Below are 18,671 nucleotides of genomic sequence, written 5' to 3' on the forward strand. Positions count from 1 at the left end.
GCAGCGTTACCCGCTAGTCTCGCAAGCATCCATACCGCCGTAGTCTTCCAACCAGAATGAGCCGGCCATGACAGATCTGTCCCGTACGCATGGATTCGCCAGCCAGGCCCTGGGCCTGCTGGACGGGCGTTTCTTCCGGCCGCCACTGCCGGATGGCCATGTGCCGCGCTTGCGCCTGTGTCAGCGTTTGCATACGGGGCTCGCTGGGCGGCTGCTGCTGGTCAATGCCCCAGCGGGTTTTGGCAAAAGCTCCCTGGCCATCGAATTTTGCCAAGCGCTACCCGAACACTGGCGTAGCCTGTGGCTGGGCCTCAGCCAGCGCGATGCTGACCCTGGGCGCTTCCTCGAACGCCTGCTCGAAGGCCTGCAGCAGTACTGCCCGGCGCTGGGCGGCCAGGCCATGGGCCTACTGAAAATGCGCCAGCGCCACCAGCCGTTCGCCTTCGAGGAATGGCTCGACGGCCTGCTCGACGAGCTGGCGCAGTACCTGCAAGCCGATACCCCGTTGTTGCTGGTGCTGGATGACTATCACCTGGCCCAGGGGGCCGTGCTGGACCGTTGCTTGCAGTTCTTCCTCAATCACCTGCCCCCCGGCCTGGTGCTGCTGGTCACCAGCCGCCAGCGCCCGGACTGGCACTTGGCGCGCCTGCGCCTGTCGCGGCAACTGGTCGAACTCAACGAGCAGGACTTGCGCCTTACCGCCGAAGAGTCGCTGGCGGTAATCGGCCGCCAGCCCACCGGCCTGCGGGGCCAGGCCCTGGACAATCTGATCCAGCGCAGCGACGGCTGGGTGGCCGGCTTGCGCTTCTGGCAGTTGGCGGCCAGCGAGTGCGCTGACGAACAAGCCTTGCCCCAGGCCCTGCATGGCGGCGAAGGCCTGATCCGCGACTACCTGCTTGAAGAAGTCATCGACATGCTGCCCGCCGACGTGCAGGCCTTTCTGGACGATACGGCCTGCCAGGAGCGCTTTTGCGCCCCGCTGTGCGATGCCGTGCGGGGCCGCCACGACAGTGCGGCAATCCTGCGCTTCCTGCAGGCGCACCAAGTGTTTTTGGTGCCGCTGGACGAGCATGGCCACTGGTTCCGCTATCACCACCTGTTCTCCGACCTGTTGCGCAGCCGCCAGGCCAGCGAGCCGCTGGCAGCTTTGCAGTTGCGTGCTTGCCGCTGGTTCGAAAGCCAGGGCTTGCTGGACGAGGCGGTGGAGCAGGCGCTGCGTGCCGGCCACCTCGACGTTGCCGCCGACCTGGTGCAGAGCCTGTCAGAGGAGCAGTTGCTGGCCGAACAGAACGTCGGCATGTTGCTGCGCTGGAAGATGGACCTGCCCGACAGCTTGCTGATCAGCACGCCGCGGCTGATCGTGTTGTACAGCTGGGCGCTGGGCCTGGCCTGCCAGCTGGATGCCGCCGAGGAGCTTGCCGGTTACCTCAGCCGCTTCCTGCCTGCGCCCTCGGCCACCGCGCAAAAGTCCATGCTGGCCCAATGGCTGGCGCTGAGCGGTGTCATCGCCCGTGGCCGTGGCGACCGTGAGCGCACCCTGGCCTATTGCGGCGAAGCGCTGCAGAGCCTGCCGAGCAAGCGTTATGGCCAACGCTTGGTGTGCTTGTCGACATTGTCCAACCTGGCCATTGCCGACGGTGATTTCTGGCGGGCCCGTGGCTGGAACCGCGAGGCCCTGGAGCTGGCCCAGCGTGTCGACAACCCGTTGTTCGAGGCCCTGGCCCATTACGACCGGGCGCGGGTGCTGCATGCCCGTGGCGAGGTGTTGCGCGCGTTGGATGAGGTGCGCCACGGGCTGCAGCGCCTGCAAGGGCTTTCGGCACAGCGCCTGTATGCCGTGCGCGCCCGCTTGACCCTGTACGAAGGTTACCTGCTGGTCTCGCGCCTGCAGCCGGCCCAAGGCCGTGCCCGCTTGCGCGCTGGGCTAGGCGAGGCGCGGGCGTGTCGGGATATCAGTGTGCTCATCGGCCACTGCGTGATCGCGACGCTCGACGGCCGGGAAGGGCAGTTTGCTGAGGCCTTTGCCGAGCTGGCCGAGGCTGAGCGGCTGATGCACATCTGGGATGTGCCGCCGGTGTACTACCTGGCCATGATTACCTTGGTCAAATGCGAGCTGTGGCTGGCCCAGGGGCGCATCGACCTGGCCGAGTCATGGTTGCTGCGCCTGGGCCAGACCTATGGCGGCGAGCAACCGGCAGCGGCCCCGGAGTTTCACCCGTTGTTGCCACTGCACATCGCCTTGCAGCAGGCGTTGCTTGAACGTATCCAGTCGCGTAGCGACGACGCGGCACAGCGCCTGGCCGGCCTGGTCGAGCGCGGCCAGGCCAGTGGCTGCATGCTGCTCAGCGTCAGCGCTTTGTGCCAATGGCTTGCCTTGTTGCTGGGCGAAGGCCGCGAAGCGCAGGCCGCGCAGCTGTTGCCCAAGCTGCTGGAGGCTGCCCAGGGTGGCGTGTTGCAACCCTTCCAACCATTGCTGCAGCAGCACCCGCAGTGGCTACACGAGCAGTTGCACGCCGCTGCCGCTTGCCCGGTACAGGCCGAGCTGCTCAAACGCCTGCCCGCGCTGCCCAGTGCCAGCACAGGCAGCGGTGAAGCCCTGAGCGGCCGAGAACTGGCCGTGCTCGAGCTAATTGCCCAAGGCTGCTCCAACCAGCAAATCAGCGAGCGGTTGTTCATTTCCTTGCACACTGTGAAAACCCACGCCAGCCACATCAATAGCAAGCTGGGGGTGGAGCGGCGCACGCAAGCAGTGGCCAAAGCCAAATCCCTCGGCTTACTGGCGTGACACTGGCCGTGCGGGGTTTTGCCCGCTAAAGTGATGGCCTGAGGCCATGGTTGGTGGCTGCACGCGCTCTACCCTCATGTTGTTCGACCGGCTGCCGATACAGCGATCGGTGGCATCGCCTCGCGCGATTTTTCAATCATTCCAAGGCAGGTCGTGTTGATGCTGCAGTTCGGGCAAAAGAGCTTTCTGATCGTCGACGACTTTACCGACTTCCGCACGTCGACCCGTTCCATGCTGCGCGAGTTGGGCGTGCGCGATGTGGACACCGCCGACAGCGGCGAGCAGGCGCTGCGCATGTGTGCGCAGAAACGCTATGACTTCATTCTGCAGGACTTCCACCTGGGCGATGGCAAGAAGAACGGCCAGCAGGTGCTCGAAGACCTGATCATCGACAAGCACATCAGTCATGAGTGCGTGTTCATCATGGTCACGGCCGAGAGCAGCCAGGCCATTGTGCTCAGTGCCATCGAGCACGAGCCCGATGCGTACCTGACCAAGCCGTTCAACCGGGTTGGCCTGGCCCAGCGCGTCGAGAAACTGTACCAGCGCAAGACCTTGCTCAAGCCAATTCTGCAGGCGCTGGACCGCAATCGCCCGGCCGAAGTGCTGGCAGCGTGCGCCGAGCTGTGCAAGCGGGACCCTCGCCTGGCCCCGCTGTGCCTGCGTTACCGGGCCGACGCCCTGCGCAATCTCAACCGCTTCGACGAACTGGAGAAGTTCCTCAAGGCCATTCTGGCTAGCCGCCCGCAGCCGTGGGTGTATGCGGCGTTGGGCAGCCTGATGCACAAGCGTGGCCAGAACGCGCAGGCCCAGGGTGTGTATGAGCAAGCGCTCAAGGCGTTCCCGATCATGCCAGGCCTGTACGATGGCATGGCCGAGGTGCTGGTGGCCCAGGGCGATACCCGGCGTGCGCAAAACTTGCTTGAAGAAGCCGTGCGCCTGTCGCCACTGTCGGTGCGCCGGCAGTCGACACTGGGCAAGCTGGCGCTGGAAAACGAAGACTTCGAGAGCGCATCGAAGGCATTCCGGCATGCGGTGAACCAGGGGCAGAGCTCGCGCTACAAGGATGCTGAAAACAACCTTGGCTTGGTGCAGGCGCTGATGAGCAAGAACGCAGGTTTTGGCCTGGATGCGCGCACCCGGGTCGAGATCAATACCACGCTCAGCGAAGTGGCCAAGGAAAACCCCGAGGACCAAGGCCTGCAGGTACGCGCGCGGATGATGAAGGCCGCCAGCCTGCAGCAGGCTGGCGACCCGGAAACGGCCGCCAAGCTGACCGAGCAGGCGATTCAACGCTTGGACAAGATGAACCAGTTCTTCTCGGTCGATTCGGCCCTGACCGTTGCCGCGCAGTTGCAGGCCATGGGCCAGGAAGCTGCCGCCATCGGCGTGCTGAAGAACTGTGTGGAAAGTTATGGCGATGACCCCAAGGTCATGGAAAAAGTGGGCAAGCTGACGGACGACCCCAGCGTGCTCAACGCCATCACCGAAGCGGTCACCCTCAACCGCCAGGGTGTGCGCAGTTACCAGGGAGGCCAGCTCGGCGAGGCGTTGCAGATGTTCCGCAAGGCACTGGGTATGCAGCCGAAGAACATCAGCATCGCCCTCAACACCGCCCAGGCGCTGCTGCGCATTGGTGGTGACAACCCTCAGCCCGCGATCATGCAGGAATGCCGCGACGCCTTGACCAGCGTGGCCGGTATCCCCGCCAGCGACAACCGCTACGACCGCTACCGCAAACTGCACATCCGAGTGTTCGGCGCATGAATCAAGACAATCAGGGGCTGGATTTTTCCACGGTGATCGCCTCCACCGTGCACGACCTGAAGAACACCCTGTCCGCGCTGATCCAGTCCCACAGCCAGTGGGTGCAGCGCTTGCCCGAGGAGCTGCGCGGGGGGGCTGAGCAAGGGGTGATGGAGCACGAGTTCCGTCACCTCAACGGCATGCTGGTGCAGCTGCTGGGGCTGTACAAACTGGGGGTGAACCAACTGCCGGTGTGCCCGGACTACCACGAACTGGACGACTTCATCGAAGCCCAATTGGCCGCGCACGAGGAAGTCCTCAAGCACAAGGACATCCTGGCTACCTGGCGCATCGACACCGATAACCCATTGGGCTTCTTCGACCGTGAACTGGTGGCCTCGGTCATCGCCAACGTGATCACCAACGCCACCCGCTTTGCGGCGCATGCTTTGCTGATCACCATCGAGGAAGCGGACAACCAGTTGGTCATCTGCGTCAACGATGACGGCCCAGGTTATCCACAGCGCATGCTTGAACGCCAGGAAGAGTTTATTCAAGGTATCGATTCGAACAGCGGCAGCACCGGCCTAGGTCTGTATTTTGCGGCGCGAATCGCCGCGTTGCATGAAAGCGGCGGGGTGCGTGGGCGGATTGAGATCTCTAATGGTGGGGCGCTTGGGGGTGGCTTGTTCAGGTTGTTCTTGCCGTAAGCATGTCGTGTGGCTTGTGGGGTAGGGCTTGATTGTTGTGTCGCCTGCAAGATCGAGCGCCGCCCCGCGTGGTGCTCGATCTTGCAGGCGACAAACCGGTCAAGGCATGAACCTCGTGCACCCGCCGTATTTTCCTGTCAGGCTCTTGGCAAAACCCTAGTTTTGCCACCGAGTACACAATGACCCAAGCCCCGCCTGCGCTCATCCGTGAAACCTTCCCCGTAGGCCCCTTGCAATGCAATTGCACCCTGATCGGCGACCCGCTGACCAAAAAGGCCATCGTCGTCGACCCGGGCGGTGACCCAGACAAAATCCTTGCCCGCCTGCAGGCCCATGGCCTGACGCTGGTGAGCATCATCCATACCCATGCGCACTTCGATCACTTTCTCGCTTCGGGCAAGCTCAAGGAGCTGACCGGCGCCACGTTGCACCTGCACAAGGATGACCAGGCGCTGTGGGATAACCTGGAAATGCAGTGCCAGATGTTCGGCGTGCCCTACACGCCGGTGCCTGCGCCAGACCGCTGGCTGGGTGATGACGAAGCGCTGGCCTGTGGCTGTGGTGTGGCCCTGCATACCCCCGGCCACACACCGGGGTCGATGAGTTTCTGGTTTGCCGATGCCAAGCTGCTGATCGCCGGCGATACCCTGTTCCGCCGTGGCATCGGCCGTACCGATTTGTGGGGCGGCGACCAGCGGGCCATCGTGCGTTCCATCAAGGAGCGGCTGTACCGGCTGGACGAGGAGGCTACCGTGGTGACCGGCCACGGTCCCGATACCCGCTTGGGCGACGAAATGCGTGAAAACCCCTTCGTGCGGGCCTGATGGCACATGAAGGCACTTTCATGGAATTTTTTCTTACCGTTGTAATCCAAGGCAGGCATAGATCCCTTTACGATCTGCCGCATTCATGAATTTAGTAGGAGCTTGTCCATGTTCACCATGCGTCGTCTGATTATCGTCGCAACCGCCGCTGCCCTGATGACCGGTTGTGCCGGCCAGAGTCCTTATGACAATCAGGGTCAAGCGCAGGGCTCCACCGGGATGAGCAAAACCGCCAAGTACGGCGGCCTCGGCGCGCTAGCCGGTGCTATTGCCGGTGCCGCCATCGATCACAACAACCGTGGCAAGGGCGCACTGATTGGCGCCGCCGCGGTGGGTGCCGCCGCCGCCGGTTATGGCTACTACGCCGACAAGCAGGAAGCCGAACTGCGCGCGCAAATGGCCAACACCGGTGTCGAAGTGCAGCGCCAGGGTGACCAGATCAAGCTGATCATGCCGGGCAACATCACCTTCGCCACCGACTCGGCCAACATCGCGCCAAGCTTCTACTCGCCGCTGAACAACCTGGCTGGCTCGTTCAAGCAGTTCAACCAGAACACCATCGAAGTGGTTGGTTTCACCGACAGCACCGGCAGCCGCCAGCACAACATGGACCTGTCCCAGCGCCGTGCGCAGGCGGTCAGCACCTACCTGACCTCGCAAGGTGTGGACGCCTCGCGTATCTCCGCGCGCGGCATGGGCCCGGACCAGCCTATCGCCAGCAATGCCGACGCCAATGGCCGTGCCCAGAACCGCCGGGTTGAAGTGAACCTGAAGCCTATTCCGGGTCAGCAGTATGACCAAGGGCAGGTTCAGCAGTAAGGCATCAATCCTGGGGCCGCAAAGCGGCCCCAGTTTTTAGCGCACCACGCTTGCCTGTATCGCCGTCAGGGCAATGGTATGCACGATATCGTCGACCTGAGCCCCACGCGGCAAGTCGTTCACCGGCTTGCGCAAGCCCTGCAGCATTGGCCCCAGGCTGACCCCGTCGGTGCTGCGCTGCACCGCCTTGTGCGTGGTATTGCCGGTATTCAGGTCGGGGAACACGAACACCGTGGCGCGCCCGGCCACCGGGCTGCCCGGCGCCAATTCGCGGGCGATTGCCGGGTTGGCCGCCGCGTCGTACTGCAACGGCCCATCGATCAGCAGCGCTTGCTCAGCACCCTGTGCCAGGCGAGTCGCTTCGCGCACCTTCTCGACTTCCTCGTCACTGGCCGAATCACTTGAATAACTGATCATCGCTACCCGCGGCGCGATACCGAAGGCGTGCGCCGATTCGGCACTCTGCCGGGCGATCTCGGCCAGTTCCGCGGCGCTCGGGTGCGGGTTCATCACGCAGTCGCCGTACACCAGCACCTGTTCGGGGAACAGCATGAAGAACACCGATGACACCAAGCTTGAGCCCGGCGCGGTCTTGATCAGTTGCAGGGCGGGGCGGATGGTGTTGGCGGTGGAGTGGACCAGGCCCGAAACCAGGCCGTCCACTTCGTCCAGGGCCAACATCATGGTGCCTATCACTACCGGGTCTTCCAGTTGCTGCTCGGCCATGGGCGCATTGAGGTTTTTGCTTTTGCGCAGTTCGACCATCGGCTCTACATAGCGCCCGCGAATCAGCTCTGGGTCGAGAATCTCGAGGCCTGGCGGCAAGGTGATGCCTTGGGCGCGAGCCACGGCGTCGACATCCTCAGGCTTGGCCAGCAGCACGCAACGGGCGATGCCGCGGGCCTGGCAAATGGCCGCAGCCTGCACCAGCAGCGGTTCGGCGCCTTCTGGCAGGACGATACGTTTGTTGGCCTGCTGCGCGCGCTGAATCAGCTGGTAGCGGAACACCGCCGGTGACAGGCGCAGCTCGCGTGGGGTGCCGCAACGCTGGTGCAACCAGGCCGCGTCGAGGTGGCTGGCGACGAAGTCGGTGATGAATTCGGCGCGCTCGCGGTCGTCCACCGGGATTTCGCGGTTCAGCGAGTTGAGCTGGTTGGCGGTGTCGTACGAACCGGTGCTGACCGACAGGATCGGTAGGCCGGCCTGCAGGGCGCCACGGCACAAGCCGAGGATGCGCGCGTCGGGCTTGCTGTCACTGGTCAGCAACAGGCCGGCCAGCGGTACGCCGTTGATCGCCGCCAGGCTGACCGCCAGGATGATGTCGTCGCGGTCGCCTGGGGTTACCACCAGGGTGCCCGAGGTGAGCAGCGGTACCGTATTGGCCACGGTACGTGCGCAGATGATGATCTTGCTCATGCGCCGCTGCTCGTAGTCGCCGGCATTGAGCACCTGGGCGCCGAGCAGTTCGGCCACGTCGCGGGTGCGCGGGGCATTCAGTTCGGGCTGGTAGGGGATGCAGCCGAGCAGGCGGAAGTCATTGCCCCGCAGCAGCGGCGAATGCTCGCGCAGGCGGGTGGCAAAGTCGGCCATGCTTTCATCGGTGCGCACCTTGTTGAGGATTACCCCGAGCACTTTCGGGTCGCGCGGGCCGCCGAACAGCTGGGCTTGCAGTTCGACCCGGCCGGACAGCTCGCTGAGCACTTCGTTTTCCGGTGCCGACACCAGGATCACCTCGGCATCCAGGCTCTTGGCCAGGTGCAGGTTGACCCGCGCCGCATAGCTCGCGTGGCGTGTGGGCACCATGCCCTCGACCACCACCACGTCGTTGCCGATGCAGGCTTGCTGGTAGAGGCGGATGATTTCTTCGAGCAGCTCGTCCAACTGGCCATCACCCAGCATACGCTCGACGTGGGCCAGGCTCAGCGGTACCGGGGGCTTGATGCCGTGGGTGCGGGCGACCAGCTCGGTGGAGCGCTCGGGGCCGGTGTCGCCCGGGTGGGGCTGGGCAATCGGCTTGAAGAAGCCGACCTTGAGGCCGGCGCGCTCCAGGGTACGCACCAGGCCCAGGCTGATGGAGGTCAGGCCGACACCAAAGTCGGTCGGCGCAATGAAAAATGTCTGCATGCGTGCTTCTCGGAATAAGCGTTGCAAGAAATTAACGGCCAAGGGTAGCGCTATCGGCCCCTTGCGCGCACCAGCCGCAAGCGAAAGGCTGGCCGATGCGCTGCGCACGTTGGGCCGGGTCGAGCACCCAGGGGCGCGCCTGCCACGGCGGCTGGTGGCGCAGGTGCTGGGTGTGGCCGCAGGACAGTTCGGCCACCCAGTGGCCTTCTTCGTCCTGGTGGAAGCCGGTGATCCGACTGATGGGCCGTTGCTCGTCTGCGGTGCGTTCGCAATCGGGCGATGGCTTGGTTACACTTGTCCGCTCTACATACTTTTGCAAAAGGTCTTGCCCCATGCTGATCGCCGCCAACAAGGCTGTCTCCATCGACTATACCCTGACCAACGACGCCGGGGAGACCATCGACAGCTCCGCCGGTGGTGCGCCGCTGGTTTACCTGCACGGTGCCGGCAACATTATCCCAGGCCTGGAAAAAGCCCTGGAAGGCAAGCAGGCCGGTGACGAACTGAACGTTTCCATCGAGCCGGAAGATGCCTACGGCGAATACCTGGCCGAGCTGGTCAGCACCCTGAACCGCAGCCTGTTCGAAGGCGTCGACGAGCTGGAAGTCGGCATGCAGTTCCACGCTTCGGCGCCGGATGGCCAGATGCAGATCGTCACCATCCGTGACGTCGATGGTGACGACGTCACTGTTGACGGCAACCACCCGCTGGCCGGCCAGCGCCTGACCTTCCAGGTCAAGGTGGTCGACGTGCGTGACGCCAGCGACGAAGAAATCGCTCACCGCCACATCCACGGTGAAGGTGGCCATCACCACTGATTTTCTGCGCTAAGCTCAGAAAGTCGCCAGGCGCTCGGGCAAGCCGATTTGCCTTCCTACGGGAGGTGGACGGTTTGGACGAGCGCCTTTTTAGTGGGCGGAATTCGCCTGCGCGGCAACCGGGAACCTGAGAGGGGATTCATCATGAGTGCATTTCACGACCTGAAGTTGGACGCGCTGAACGGCGGGGAGCTGCCCCTCGCACCATTCAAGGGCCAAGTGGTGCTGGTGGTCAACGTTGCCTCCAAATGTGGCCTCACGCCGCAGTACAAAGCCCTGGAGAACCTCTATCAGGTGTACAAGGACCAGGGCTTCAATGTGCTTGGCCTGCCGTGCAACCAGTTTGCCGGGCAGGAACCGGGCAGCGAAAAGGAAATCCGCGAGTTCTGCAGCCTGAATTACGGGGTGAGCTTCCCGCTGGGGGGAAAGCTGGAGGTCAACGGGCCGCAGCGGCATTCGCTGTATCGCCTGCTGGCGGGCGAGGGGGCTGAGTTCCCGGGTGACATTACCTGGAACTTCGAGAAGTTCCTGGTCGGCAAGGATGGGCGGGTGTTGGCGCGTTTTTCGCCACGCACTGCGCCGGATGACCCGGCGGTGGTGCAGGCTATAGAGAAGGCGTTGGGCTGATAGCGCCTGGCATGCCATGTGCGGCGCCTGTGAGACACAGCGCCGCCCGCGCGGCGCTCGGTCTCACAGGCGCTGCATATGTTGCGTCGACCGCTCAGCCGCAACCCCAGGCTCCCGACAAGTGCTATACAAATATCCCTCAAACTGCTCGACAATCGCCGCCCAGCCCTGGCGGCTAGCGTGTTGCCGCGCATTTAGGCGCACCCTGCGCAAGGTTTCCTGTTCTTCAAGCAGCCAGCAGGCCGCATCGACGAACGCCGCCTGGTCCCCCGGCATGGCCAGCGCACCACTGTGACCATGGCGAATATGCTGTGCAGCGGCCGCCTCGTCATAAGCGACCACCGCCAACCCCGAAGCCATGGCTTCGAGCACCACATTGCCAAAAGTTTCGGTCAGGCTCGGGAACAGGAACAGGTCACCACTGGCATAGTGCTCGGCCAGCACTTCGCCGCGCTGGGCGCCGCAGACCACGGCATCCGGTACTTGCTGTGCGAGGGCGGCGCGCTGCGGGCCATCGCCCACCAGTATCAAGCGCAGGCGCTTCTGTGGGTAAGCCTTTTGCAGGGCTTCAAGGCATGGGCGCAGTAAACCCAGGTTCTTTTCTGCGGCCAGCCGCCCAACATGCAGCACGGCGACATCGTCCGGGCCAAGCCCCCAGCTTTCGCGCAATGCCGCACTGCGCCGGGCCGGGTTGAACAGGCAGGCATCGACCCCCCGGGCCAACAGCGCCAGGCGCTCGAAACCACGGCGTTCAAGCTCCAAGCGCTGGCTGAGGCTGGGCACCAGCGTAGTGGCCGTGCGCCGATGGAACCAGCGCAGGTAATGGGTGAGCATGCGTGCCAGCAGGCCTAGGCCGTACTGGCCTGAGTACTGCGGGAAATTGGTGTGAAAGCCACTGACCACCGCTACCCCCAGGCGCCGCGCCGCGCGCAGTGCGCTGAGCCCCAATGGCCCCTCGGTGGCGATATACAGCACATCGGGGCGCTGCCGGCGCCAGCGGCGCAACAGCTTGTGCATCGACACCTCGCCCCACTGCAAACCGGGGTAGCCGGGCAGGGCCCAGCCACGGCACAGCATCAGCTTCGGGTCGTTGTGCACGGGGCCTTCGCCGGCCTGGCGCGGGCGCACCACCTCAATCTCATGGCCGCGTTGGCGCAACCCTTCGCTGAGGCGGCCAAGGGTGTTGGCCACGCCGTTGATTTCGGGTGGGAAGGTTTCGCTGACCAGGGTAATGCGTAGGGCGGGTGTATTCATGACAAAAAGTGTCCGCCTGCTGGGTTGCGCAAATGTGACTGCCGTGTGACGTACAGATGACAGCTGACCGGCGACACGTTTGGCTTTGTGAATATTTCCCGCAGGGCACTCAAGAAGGCCTCACCGCCAGCCGATGAAGATGCATTCGACTAGCTGATGCGCTCCGGGAGAGCGGTGATGTTCAACAACAAGCTCAAGCAAGAAATCCGGCAGTTGCGCGAAGACCTGATGTCCATCGAGCAGGTCAAGAGTAGCCTCGACAGCGAGATGCTGGTGCTGCAACTCGACCCTCAGGGGCGGATCGAGATGGCCAATGGCAACTTCGAAAGCGAGATGCTCTACCGGGGCGAACAATTGCTTGGCCGCAAACTGGAGGACATCGTCCCCGCTCACGTGAAATCGCTGGATTTCTACCAGCGCATGAAAAACGCGATCAGCCGCGGTGAACACCTGAACGGTGCCTTCCGCCTGCTGCGCGGCAATGGCCAGGAAGCCTGGCTGCGGTCGATCCTGCAGCCGGTCAAGAACAGTGAAGGGCGCATCAAGTACTTCACGCTGCACTCCAGCGACCTTACCCGCACCATCGAGACTTCCCGCGAGCACGAAAGCCTGATCAAGGCGTTGATGCGCTCTACCGCCGTGATCGAGTTCGACCTGGACGGCACTATCCTGACTGCCAACGAGCGCTTCCTGGCATCGGTCGGCTATCGCCTGGAACAGATCCGTGGCAAGCATCACCGCCTGTTCTGTGACCCAGCGGAGGCCAACTCGGTGGCCTACCAGGCCTTTTGGGACAGGCTGCGCCGTGGCGAGTACGTTGCCGAGCGTTTCAAGCGTATTGATGCCCATGGCCGGGTAGTTTGGCTGGAGGCCTCGTACAACCCGATCTTCGACCCCCATGACGTACTGTACAAGGTGGTCAAGTTCGCCACCGTGATCACCCACCAGGTCAACCAGGAGCAAGCGGTGGCCGAGGCAGCGGACGTGGCTTACAACACCTCGCTGGGCACGGATGCCAGCGCCCGCAAAGCCACCGAGGTGGTTACCCAGACCGTCAGCGTGATGCGCGGGCTGGAGGCCTCGATGCAGGAAGCCGCCGAAGGCATCCAGGCGTTGGACACCCAGTCACGGGTGATTGGCTCGATCATCAAGACCATCAGCGACATTGCCGGGCAGACCAACCTCCTGGCGCTTAACGCGGCCATCGAAGCGGCCCGCGCCGGTGAACAGGGGCGAGGCTTTGCCGTGGTCGCCGATGAGGTGCGCCAGCTGGCCTCGCGCACCAGTACCGCCACCGAGGAAATCGCCCGGGTGGTGCAGCAGAACGAGCAACTGGCCCAGGCGGCGGTGGCGATCATCGACACCAGCAAGCGCCAAGCCGAACAGGGGCTGGCGCTGGCTGACCAGACGGGGAATGTGATCGTCGAGATCCAGGACGGGGCGCAGCGGGTGGTGGATGTGGTGGGGCAGTTTTCCAGTCGGTTGGGGCAGTGACACCAAGGCCAGACACGCTTTGCTATTTGTAAGAGCGGCCTTTTGTCGCGAAAGAGCCGCTCCCAACTGGGCGCAGAGGGATCAGTTGCGCTCCCGCACCCAGAACAAGGTAGCCCCGGCTACCGCCGCCGGCATCATCAGCACGTTCACTAACGGCACCATCAGCGCAAGGTAGGTAATCCCGCCAAAGCCCAGCGACTGCCAGCGCTTGCTGCGCAGCCAAGCGAGCATGTCCTGCCAGCTCATCTTGTTGTTGTCCGCCGGGTAGTCGATGTACTGAATCGCCATCATCCACACCCCGAAGATCAGCCACAGCGGCGCGGCCACCACGTTGACCACCGGGATCAGCGACAGGATGAACAGGGCAATCGCCCGTGGCAGGAAGTAACCCAGCTTGCGCATTTCACGGCCAAAGGTACGCGGCACCATGGCCACCAGCTCGCCCCAGCTGAATGCCGGGAAGTTGTCCTGGCCACGCACTACCACCTCCACCTTTTCCGCCAGAAAGCCATTGAACGGCGCGGCAATGATGTTGGCCACCAGGGTGAAGGTGAAGAACACCATCAGCACCACCAAAGCGACGAACAGCGGCCAGAGGAGGTAGGTAAGGAAGTCCAGCCAGCTTGGCAAGCTTGGCATCAGGGCGTCGACCCACAAGCTGAACTGATGGCCGGCGAAGTAGATAAGGCCGCCGAACAGCAGCAGGTTGACTGCCAGCGGCAACAGCACGAACAACCGCAGGTTGGGGCTCAGCACCAGTTTCAGGCCTTCGCGCAGGTACTGGGGGCCAGAGAGGACAGGGGCTTGCATGAAGATACTCCGCAGAGAAGGAAAACGCGCTGACCTTACCGAGTTTGCCGCGCCGACGAAAGGCACGCAGCGGGCGGGAAACGGGCGGTAACAAAAGCCCAGCGCCTTGGCTACCGATGAAATCGCTGAATAGACGATGCCTATGAGGTGGATTGTCGAAGGATATTTCCTTAATCTTTGCGACCTCGCTACAGTGCGCTCAACTTTTCGCTTTTCGGGCTTGCGCGTTGTAGTACTTCCCCAAGTGCTGCGTGGGCCCTTTTTAATTTTCCAGCTGGCGCAGCCGGTACACCGATGCCGGCCCCTGCGGCCCGCTCGACAGGAGTTCGACATGTCTGAAGTACGTCATTCGCGCGTCATCATTCTCGGTTCCGGCCCTGCCGGTTATAGCGCTGCGGTGTATGCCGCCCGTGCCAACCTCAAGCCGTTGCTGATCACCGGCATGCAGGCTGGCGGTCAGCTGACCACCACGACTGAAGTCGACAACTGGCCGGGCGACCCCCATGGCCTGACCGGCCCGGCCCTGATGCAGCGCATGCAGGAGCACGCCGAGCGCTTCGAAACTGAAATCGTCTTCGACCACATCAACGCCGTCGATCTGGCCAACAAGCCGTTCACCCTGCAAGGGGACAGCGGCAAGTACACCTGCGACGCGCTGATCATCGCCACTGGCGCCAGCGCCCGCTACCTGGGCCTGCCGTCGGAAGAAACCTTCATGGGCAAGGGTGTTTCGGCCTGCGCCACCTGCGACGGCTTCTTCTACCGTAACAAGCCGGTCGCCGTGGTTGGCGGCGGCAACACCGCCGTTGAAGAGGCGCTGTACCTGGCCAACATCGCCAGCAAGGTGACCTTGGTGCACCGTCGCGAAACTTTCCGCGCCGAGAAGATCCTGGTCGACAAGCTCAACGCCCGTGTTGCCGAAGGCAAGATCGAGCTCAAGCTCAACGCCACCTTGGACGAAGTGCTGGGTGACAACATGGGGGTGACCGGTGCGCGCCTGAAGAACAACGACGGCAGCAGCGACGAAATCAAGGTCGATGGCGTGTTCATCGCGATTGGTCACACCCCGAACACTTCGCTGTTCGAAGGCCAGCTGACCCTGAAGGACGGTTACCTGGTGGTGAATGGCGGCCGTGAGGGCAACGCCACCGCCACTAACGTCGAGGGCGTGTTCGCTGCTGGCGACGTGGCTGATCACGTTTACCGTCAGGCCATCACCTCGGCCGGTGCTGGCTGCATGGCGGCGCTGGACGTCGAGCGTTACCTGGACGGTTTGGCCAACGCCTCGTTCTGATCTGAGAGCGCCGGGGCTGCTTCGCAGCCCTATCGCCACCCCACAAAAAACCGGCTCAATGGCCGGTTTTTTGGTTCTGCAAGCCGCTCACAGGCTCAGCCGCATCGACAGGTCCACCGCCTTCACATCCTTGGTCATGGCACCAATCGAGATGTAATCCACCCCAGTCTCGGCAATCACCCGCAAGGTGCTCTCGTTGACCCCGCCACTGGCTTCGAGCTTGGCCTTGCCTGCAGTAATACGCACAGCTTCGCGCATTTCGTCCAGGTTCAGTTCGTCGAGCATGATGATGTCGGCGCCGGCGGCCAGCGCTTGGCGTAGCTCGTCCAGGCTTTCTACTTCGATCTCCACCGGCTTGCCCGGCGCAATACGGTGTGCCGCTGCCACGGCCTCGGCCACGCCACCGCTGGCGGCAATGTGGTTTTCTTTGATCAGGAAGGCGTCGTATAGGCCGATGCGGTGGTTGTCGCATCCGCCACAGGTAACCGCGTACTTCTGCGCCAAGCGCAGGCCCGGCAAAGTTTTACGGGTGTCGAGCAGGCGTACCTGGGTGCCGTCCACCAAATCGGCCAGGAAGCGTGCGCGGGTAGCGACCCCCGACAGCATCTGCAAGAAATTCAGGGCACTGCGCTCACCACTCAGCAGCGAACGCGCGGGGCCTTCCAGGTGGAACAGCGGCTGGTTGGCCGTGGCGCGGTCACCATCGGCCACCTGCCAATGCACCGCCACACGTGGGTCGAGTTGGCGGAACACGGCATCGACCCAGGCGGTACCGGCGATGACGCAATCTTCGCGGGTGATGATGGTGGCCTTGGCCAGGCGCTCGGCCGGGATCAGTTGCGCGGTGATATCGCCACTGCCGATGTCCTCCAACAGCGCGCGGCGCACGTTGGCTTCGATTTCAGCGGTCAGGTCGGCAAGGCGTAGGTTCGGCATGGTCGGCTCCACAAGCTAGATGCCCGCGATTATAGGGCAGGGGGCCGGTGTGTACAGCCGCCTTGGCAAGGAATGACCTTTGGTCGGCGGGTGTGAGCAACCGGGGCAAATCAAGGTCACTAACCAGTCGCTGAAACGGCGCTGGCAGCCGTGTGGATTTTTACCGATAATAACGCCCAGTATTTGGCGTCATAGCTTTGACGAGTCGCAGCCCCTTCGGGCAAGACACCTGCAAGGAGTTCAGGATGCACAAAGAAGGCAAGGTGGTGCCCTTGGCGGCAGCCATCGACCGCGGGGGGCGTGCGCCTCTGCCTTGCCTTCCGGTGGTGCTCCTGCAGGTACGCGACAAGGCCGCCTTGCAGTTGCGCCAAGGCCTGCAGGCGTTGTTCGACAATGCCGATGACACCCTCTTCGAGATGGCCGACAAGGCCTTCGATCGCAGTGATCAGAACCTTTACTTCGAGGCCATGCGCGACCTGCGCCTGAAGCGCAAGAGCATCGAGCGGGGTTTCCTCGACAGGTTCTATGACGCTTTCGCCCGCATCGGCCAGCTAGACCTGCTGGCGCCACTGGTCGAGCCGGGCAACATGCACGGCAAGGCCCAGGGGGAGCGCGCCAGCGCGGTTGAAGGCATGGTCGCGCGGGTACTGTCACAGAACGGCATTGCCCTGCAGCAACTGGGCCTGCGCTTGCAAGCACTGCTGGAGCGGCCCTTGCACGAACAGCACAACCCTTTGGCGCCCGCGGCGTTATGCGGTTACTTCCTTGATGCTGGGCGCAACTTGGGGGTGGGCCTGCGGGTCAAGCTGGTCCTGCTCAGGCTGTTTGAGCGCTATGTGCTGCGCGAAGCAGACGTGTTCTATGGCGAAGCCAACCAATTAATGGCCGCTGCCGGTGTGCTGCCCGAGTTACCGCAGGCACCGCGTCGGCGAGCCGAAGACCGGCGCATTAACACACGGCGGGGGCCGGCGAACCTGGGGCAAGTGGTGGGCGCGGACGCGGCAGGGCAGGCCGTGTTTGCCTCGTTGCAAACGCTGCTGGCCCCGGCGCGGGGGCAGTTTGCACCGCGTGTGCAGGCGGTGGCCGCCGCCCAACCGATCAGTACCGCCGACCTGCTGCGCCTGCTTTCCCATTTGCAACACTACGTGCCCGCCACTGAAGAGGTCGACGATTTCGAACTCGGCCCACAGCTTGAACAATTGCTGATGCGGGTTAGCGTGCGTAGCGGCGTACGCCGGCGCATCGAGGTGGCCGACGAGGACATGATCAACCTGGTTGGCCTGCTGTTCGCCTTCATTCAAAACGATGACAACTTGCCGGCCAGCCTGCGCGTGCTGATCGCACGCCTGCATATTCCGCTGCTGAAAGTGGCGCTGCTGGACAAGGGCTTGTTCAGCCGGGCCAACCACCCGGCCCGTCGGCTGCTCAACGAGATCGCTAGCGCGGCCATCGGTTGGCAGAGCGCCAGCGAAGGCCTGCGCGACAGCCTGCATTTGCGGGTGGAGCGTGTCGTCCAGCGCTTGCTCAACGATTTTGCCGAAGATATCGGCCTGTTTGCCGAACTGCTTGACGACTTCCTCGCCTTTAGCCAGGACGAGCGGCGGCGCCACGAGTTGCTTGAACAACGCACCCGCGATGCCGAAGAAGGGCGTGCCCGCGCCCAGCAGGCCAGGCAACAGGTGCAGCACGTGCTTAACCAGCGCCTGCGCGGTCGGATGCTGCCGCAAGTAGTGGTAGAGATGCTGGTGCAGGTGTGGAGCCAGGTACTGTTGCTGGCCTGGCTCAAGCAGGGCGAAGCATCCCAGGCCTGGCGGGATGCGTTGCTCACCGTGGACACGTTGCTGGCCAGCATCACCCCGCCACATGAACCGCAAGCCTTGTTGCAGCAGGTGCCGGGCCTGCTCAAGGCGCTGCGCGAGGGTTTAGCCAGCGTGGCCCTGGACTCGGCAGCGACCCGCGAATTCTTCCTGCAGCTGGAGCAATTGCACCTGCGCGCCTGCGCCGGTACCGAGCAGCAGCCCGGCGGTGAGGGGCCGCCGCTGAGCGACGTATGGGTGGCCGCGGACATCGTATTGACGATTGCCGAAGAACCCGCCTGTGCGCCGGTGCAAGGTGCCGGCGGGCAGGCTGCGGCGCTACGCCAAGTACAACGCCTGCGTATCGGTACCTGGGTAGAAGTGTTGGATGAAGACCAACCACTGCGCTGCAAACTGGTGGCACGCATCGACAGCAGCGATAGGCTGGTGTTCGCCAACCGCACCGGCATGAAAGTGCGCGAGTGGAACGCTGCCAGCCTGGCTCAAGCACTGCACCGCGGCGAAGTGCGGGTGCTGGATGACGGGCTGTTGTTCGAGCGGGCGCTGCAGGCAGTTGTCGAGGGCCTGCGGCTGTAGCGGCGGGCGGGTATTACAATCATTCACATGCAAACGC

The 18,671-nt window shown here is 63.5% G+C and carries 14 protein-coding genes and 2 pseudogenes; 11 read left to right on the forward strand and 5 right to left on the reverse strand.

Features of this window, described 5'->3' with window-relative positions:
- Positions 1 to 67 precede the first annotated feature (67 nt).
- The 5 genes from DV532_RS04055 (at position 68) to DV532_RS04075 (ending at position 6,884) form a co-directional block, all read left to right on the forward strand.
- On the forward strand, positions 68 to 2,785 hold the full coding sequence (locus DV532_RS04055) for a LuxR C-terminal-related transcriptional regulator (protein WP_056795598.1): 2,718 nt from the start codon (positions 68 to 70) through the stop codon (positions 2,783 to 2,785).
- A 159-nt stretch (positions 2,786 to 2,944) separates the two neighbouring features.
- A complete protein-coding gene (locus DV532_RS04060) occupies positions 2,945 to 4,552 on the forward strand; it encodes a response regulator (RefSeq protein WP_056795601.1) in 1,608 nt (535 codons plus the stop codon).
- Positions 4,549 to 5,241 (forward strand): sensor histidine kinase KdpD, encoded by a 693-nt coding sequence (locus tag DV532_RS04065; RefSeq protein ID WP_056795603.1) that lies wholly within the window; start codon positions 4,549 to 4,551, stop codon positions 5,239 to 5,241. Before DV532_RS04060 ends, DV532_RS04065 begins: the two co-directional genes overlap by 4 nt.
- 179 nt (positions 5,242 to 5,420) lie before the next feature.
- Positions 5,421 to 6,065 (forward strand): MBL fold metallo-hydrolase, encoded by a 645-nt coding sequence (locus DV532_RS04070; RefSeq protein WP_056795606.1) that lies wholly within the window; start codon positions 5,421 to 5,423, stop codon positions 6,063 to 6,065.
- A gap of 108 nt (positions 6,066 to 6,173) precedes the next feature.
- The gene (locus DV532_RS04075; RefSeq protein WP_056795609.1) at positions 6,174 to 6,884 is read left to right on the forward strand and encodes an OmpA family protein; all 711 of its coding nucleotides are present in this window, start codon (positions 6,174 to 6,176) and stop codon (positions 6,882 to 6,884) included.
- Between the two features lie 36 nt (positions 6,885 to 6,920).
- On the opposite strand, the gene pta is transcribed toward DV532_RS04075, so the two are convergent.
- Positions 6,921 to 9,008: a phosphate acetyltransferase gene (gene pta, locus DV532_RS04080; protein WP_056795612.1), complete on the reverse strand. Its 2,088-nt coding sequence runs from the start codon at positions 9,006 to 9,008 to the stop codon at positions 6,921 to 6,923.
- Between the two features lie 31 nt (positions 9,009 to 9,039).
- Positions 9,040 to 9,342 carry a DUF3565 domain-containing protein gene (locus DV532_RS04085; protein WP_015268965.1) on the reverse strand — a complete coding sequence of 101 codons (303 nt, stop codon included), beginning with the start codon at positions 9,340 to 9,342 and terminating at the stop codon, positions 9,040 to 9,042.
- On the opposite strand from DV532_RS04085, the gene DV532_RS04090 reads away from it, so the two are divergent.
- Both DV532_RS04090 and DV532_RS04095 read left to right on the forward strand, forming a co-directional pair.
- Positions 9,341 to 9,826, forward strand: a complete 486-nt coding sequence (locus DV532_RS04090) for a peptidylprolyl isomerase (RefSeq protein WP_056795616.1) — start codon at positions 9,341 to 9,343, stop codon at positions 9,824 to 9,826. The two genes, DV532_RS04085 and DV532_RS04090, sit on opposite strands and share 2 nt — an antisense overlap.
- A gap of 144 nt (positions 9,827 to 9,970) precedes the next feature.
- The gene (locus tag DV532_RS04095) at positions 9,971 to 10,453 is read left to right on the forward strand and encodes a glutathione peroxidase (RefSeq protein ID WP_056795620.1); all 483 of its coding nucleotides are present in this window, start codon (positions 9,971 to 9,973) and stop codon (positions 10,451 to 10,453) included.
- Positions 10,454 to 10,516: 63 nt separating this feature from the next.
- On the opposite strand, the gene DV532_RS04100 is transcribed toward DV532_RS04095, so the two are convergent.
- On the reverse strand, positions 10,517 to 11,707 hold the full coding sequence (locus tag DV532_RS04100) for a glycosyltransferase family 1 protein (RefSeq protein ID WP_056795623.1): 1,191 nt from the start codon (positions 11,705 to 11,707) through the stop codon (positions 10,517 to 10,519).
- A gap of 267 nt (positions 11,708 to 11,974) precedes the next feature.
- Between DV532_RS04100 and DV532_RS31135 the strand changes: the two are divergent.
- Positions 11,975 to 12,661 (forward strand): annotated as a pseudogene (locus DV532_RS31135) (PAS domain-containing protein); the annotation flags it as partial.
- A gap of 120 nt (positions 12,662 to 12,781) precedes the next feature.
- A pseudogene (locus DV532_RS31140) lies at positions 12,782 to 13,201 on the forward strand (methyl-accepting chemotaxis protein); the annotation flags it as partial.
- Between the two features lie 81 nt (positions 13,202 to 13,282).
- On the opposite strand, the gene cysZ reads toward DV532_RS31140, so the two are convergent.
- Entirely contained in the window at positions 13,283 to 14,011 is a 729-nt protein-coding gene (gene cysZ, locus DV532_RS04110; RefSeq protein WP_056795628.1) for a sulfate transporter CysZ, read from the reverse strand.
- 331 nt (positions 14,012 to 14,342) lie between these two features.
- Between cysZ and trxB the strand changes: the two genes are divergently transcribed.
- Positions 14,343 to 15,305, forward strand: a complete 963-nt coding sequence (gene trxB / locus DV532_RS04115; RefSeq protein WP_003247318.1) for a thioredoxin-disulfide reductase — start codon at positions 14,343 to 14,345, stop codon at positions 15,303 to 15,305.
- Between the two features lie 87 nt (positions 15,306 to 15,392).
- Here the strand turns inward: trxB and nadC are convergent, their stop codons facing one another.
- Positions 15,393 to 16,241, reverse strand: coding sequence for a carboxylating nicotinate-nucleotide diphosphorylase (nadC, locus tag DV532_RS04120; RefSeq protein WP_056795631.1), 849 nt, complete (start codon positions 16,239 to 16,241; stop codon positions 15,393 to 15,395).
- 245 nt (positions 16,242 to 16,486) lie between these two features.
- Here nadC and DV532_RS04125 point away from each other — a divergent pair, with 245 nt between their 5' ends.
- Positions 16,487 to 18,634 carry a DUF1631 domain-containing protein gene (locus tag DV532_RS04125; protein ID WP_056795634.1) on the forward strand — a complete coding sequence of 716 codons (2,148 nt, stop codon included), beginning with the start codon at positions 16,487 to 16,489 and terminating at the stop codon, positions 18,632 to 18,634.
- Positions 18,635 to 18,671 lie beyond the last annotated feature (37 nt).

The sequence above is a fragment of the Pseudomonas sp. Leaf58 genome (genome assembly GCF_003627215.1).
Classification (GTDB): Bacteria; Pseudomonadota; Gammaproteobacteria; order Pseudomonadales; family Pseudomonadaceae; genus Aquipseudomonas.

Coding starts and splice junctions, on each gene's coding strand:
- DV532_RS04055 (WP_056795598.1), top strand. CDS start 68: ATGACAGATCTGTCCCGTACGCATGGATTCGCCAGCCAGGCCCTGGGC.
- DV532_RS04060 (WP_056795601.1), top strand. CDS start 2,945: ATGCTGCAGTTCGGGCAAAAGAGCTTTCTGATCGTCGACGACTTTACC.
- DV532_RS04065 (WP_056795603.1), top strand. CDS start 4,549: ATGAATCAAGACAATCAGGGGCTGGATTTTTCCACGGTGATCGCCTCC.
- DV532_RS04070 (WP_056795606.1), top strand. CDS start 5,421: ATGACCCAAGCCCCGCCTGCGCTCATCCGTGAAACCTTCCCCGTAGGC.
- DV532_RS04075 (WP_056795609.1), top strand. CDS start 6,174: ATGTTCACCATGCGTCGTCTGATTATCGTCGCAACCGCCGCTGCCCTG.
- pta (WP_056795612.1), bottom strand. CDS start 9,008: ATGCAGACATTTTTCATTGCGCCGACCGACTTTGGTGTCGGCCTGACC.
- DV532_RS04090 (WP_056795616.1), top strand. CDS start 9,341: ATGCTGATCGCCGCCAACAAGGCTGTCTCCATCGACTATACCCTGACC.
- DV532_RS04085 (WP_015268965.1), bottom strand. CDS start 9,342: ATGGGGCAAGACCTTTTGCAAAAGTATGTAGAGCGGACAAGTGTAACC.
- DV532_RS04095 (WP_056795620.1), top strand. CDS start 9,971: ATGAGTGCATTTCACGACCTGAAGTTGGACGCGCTGAACGGCGGGGAG.
- DV532_RS04100 (WP_056795623.1), bottom strand. CDS start 11,707: ATGAATACACCCGCCCTACGCATTACCCTGGTCAGCGAAACCTTCCCA.
- cysZ (WP_056795628.1), bottom strand. CDS start 14,011: ATGCAAGCCCCTGTCCTCTCTGGCCCCCAGTACCTGCGCGAAGGCCTG.
- trxB (WP_003247318.1), top strand. CDS start 14,343: ATGTCTGAAGTACGTCATTCGCGCGTCATCATTCTCGGTTCCGGCCCT.
- nadC (WP_056795631.1), bottom strand. CDS start 16,241: ATGCCGAACCTACGCCTTGCCGACCTGACCGCTGAAATCGAAGCCAAC.
- DV532_RS04125 (WP_056795634.1), top strand. CDS start 16,487: ATGCACAAAGAAGGCAAGGTGGTGCCCTTGGCGGCAGCCATCGACCGC.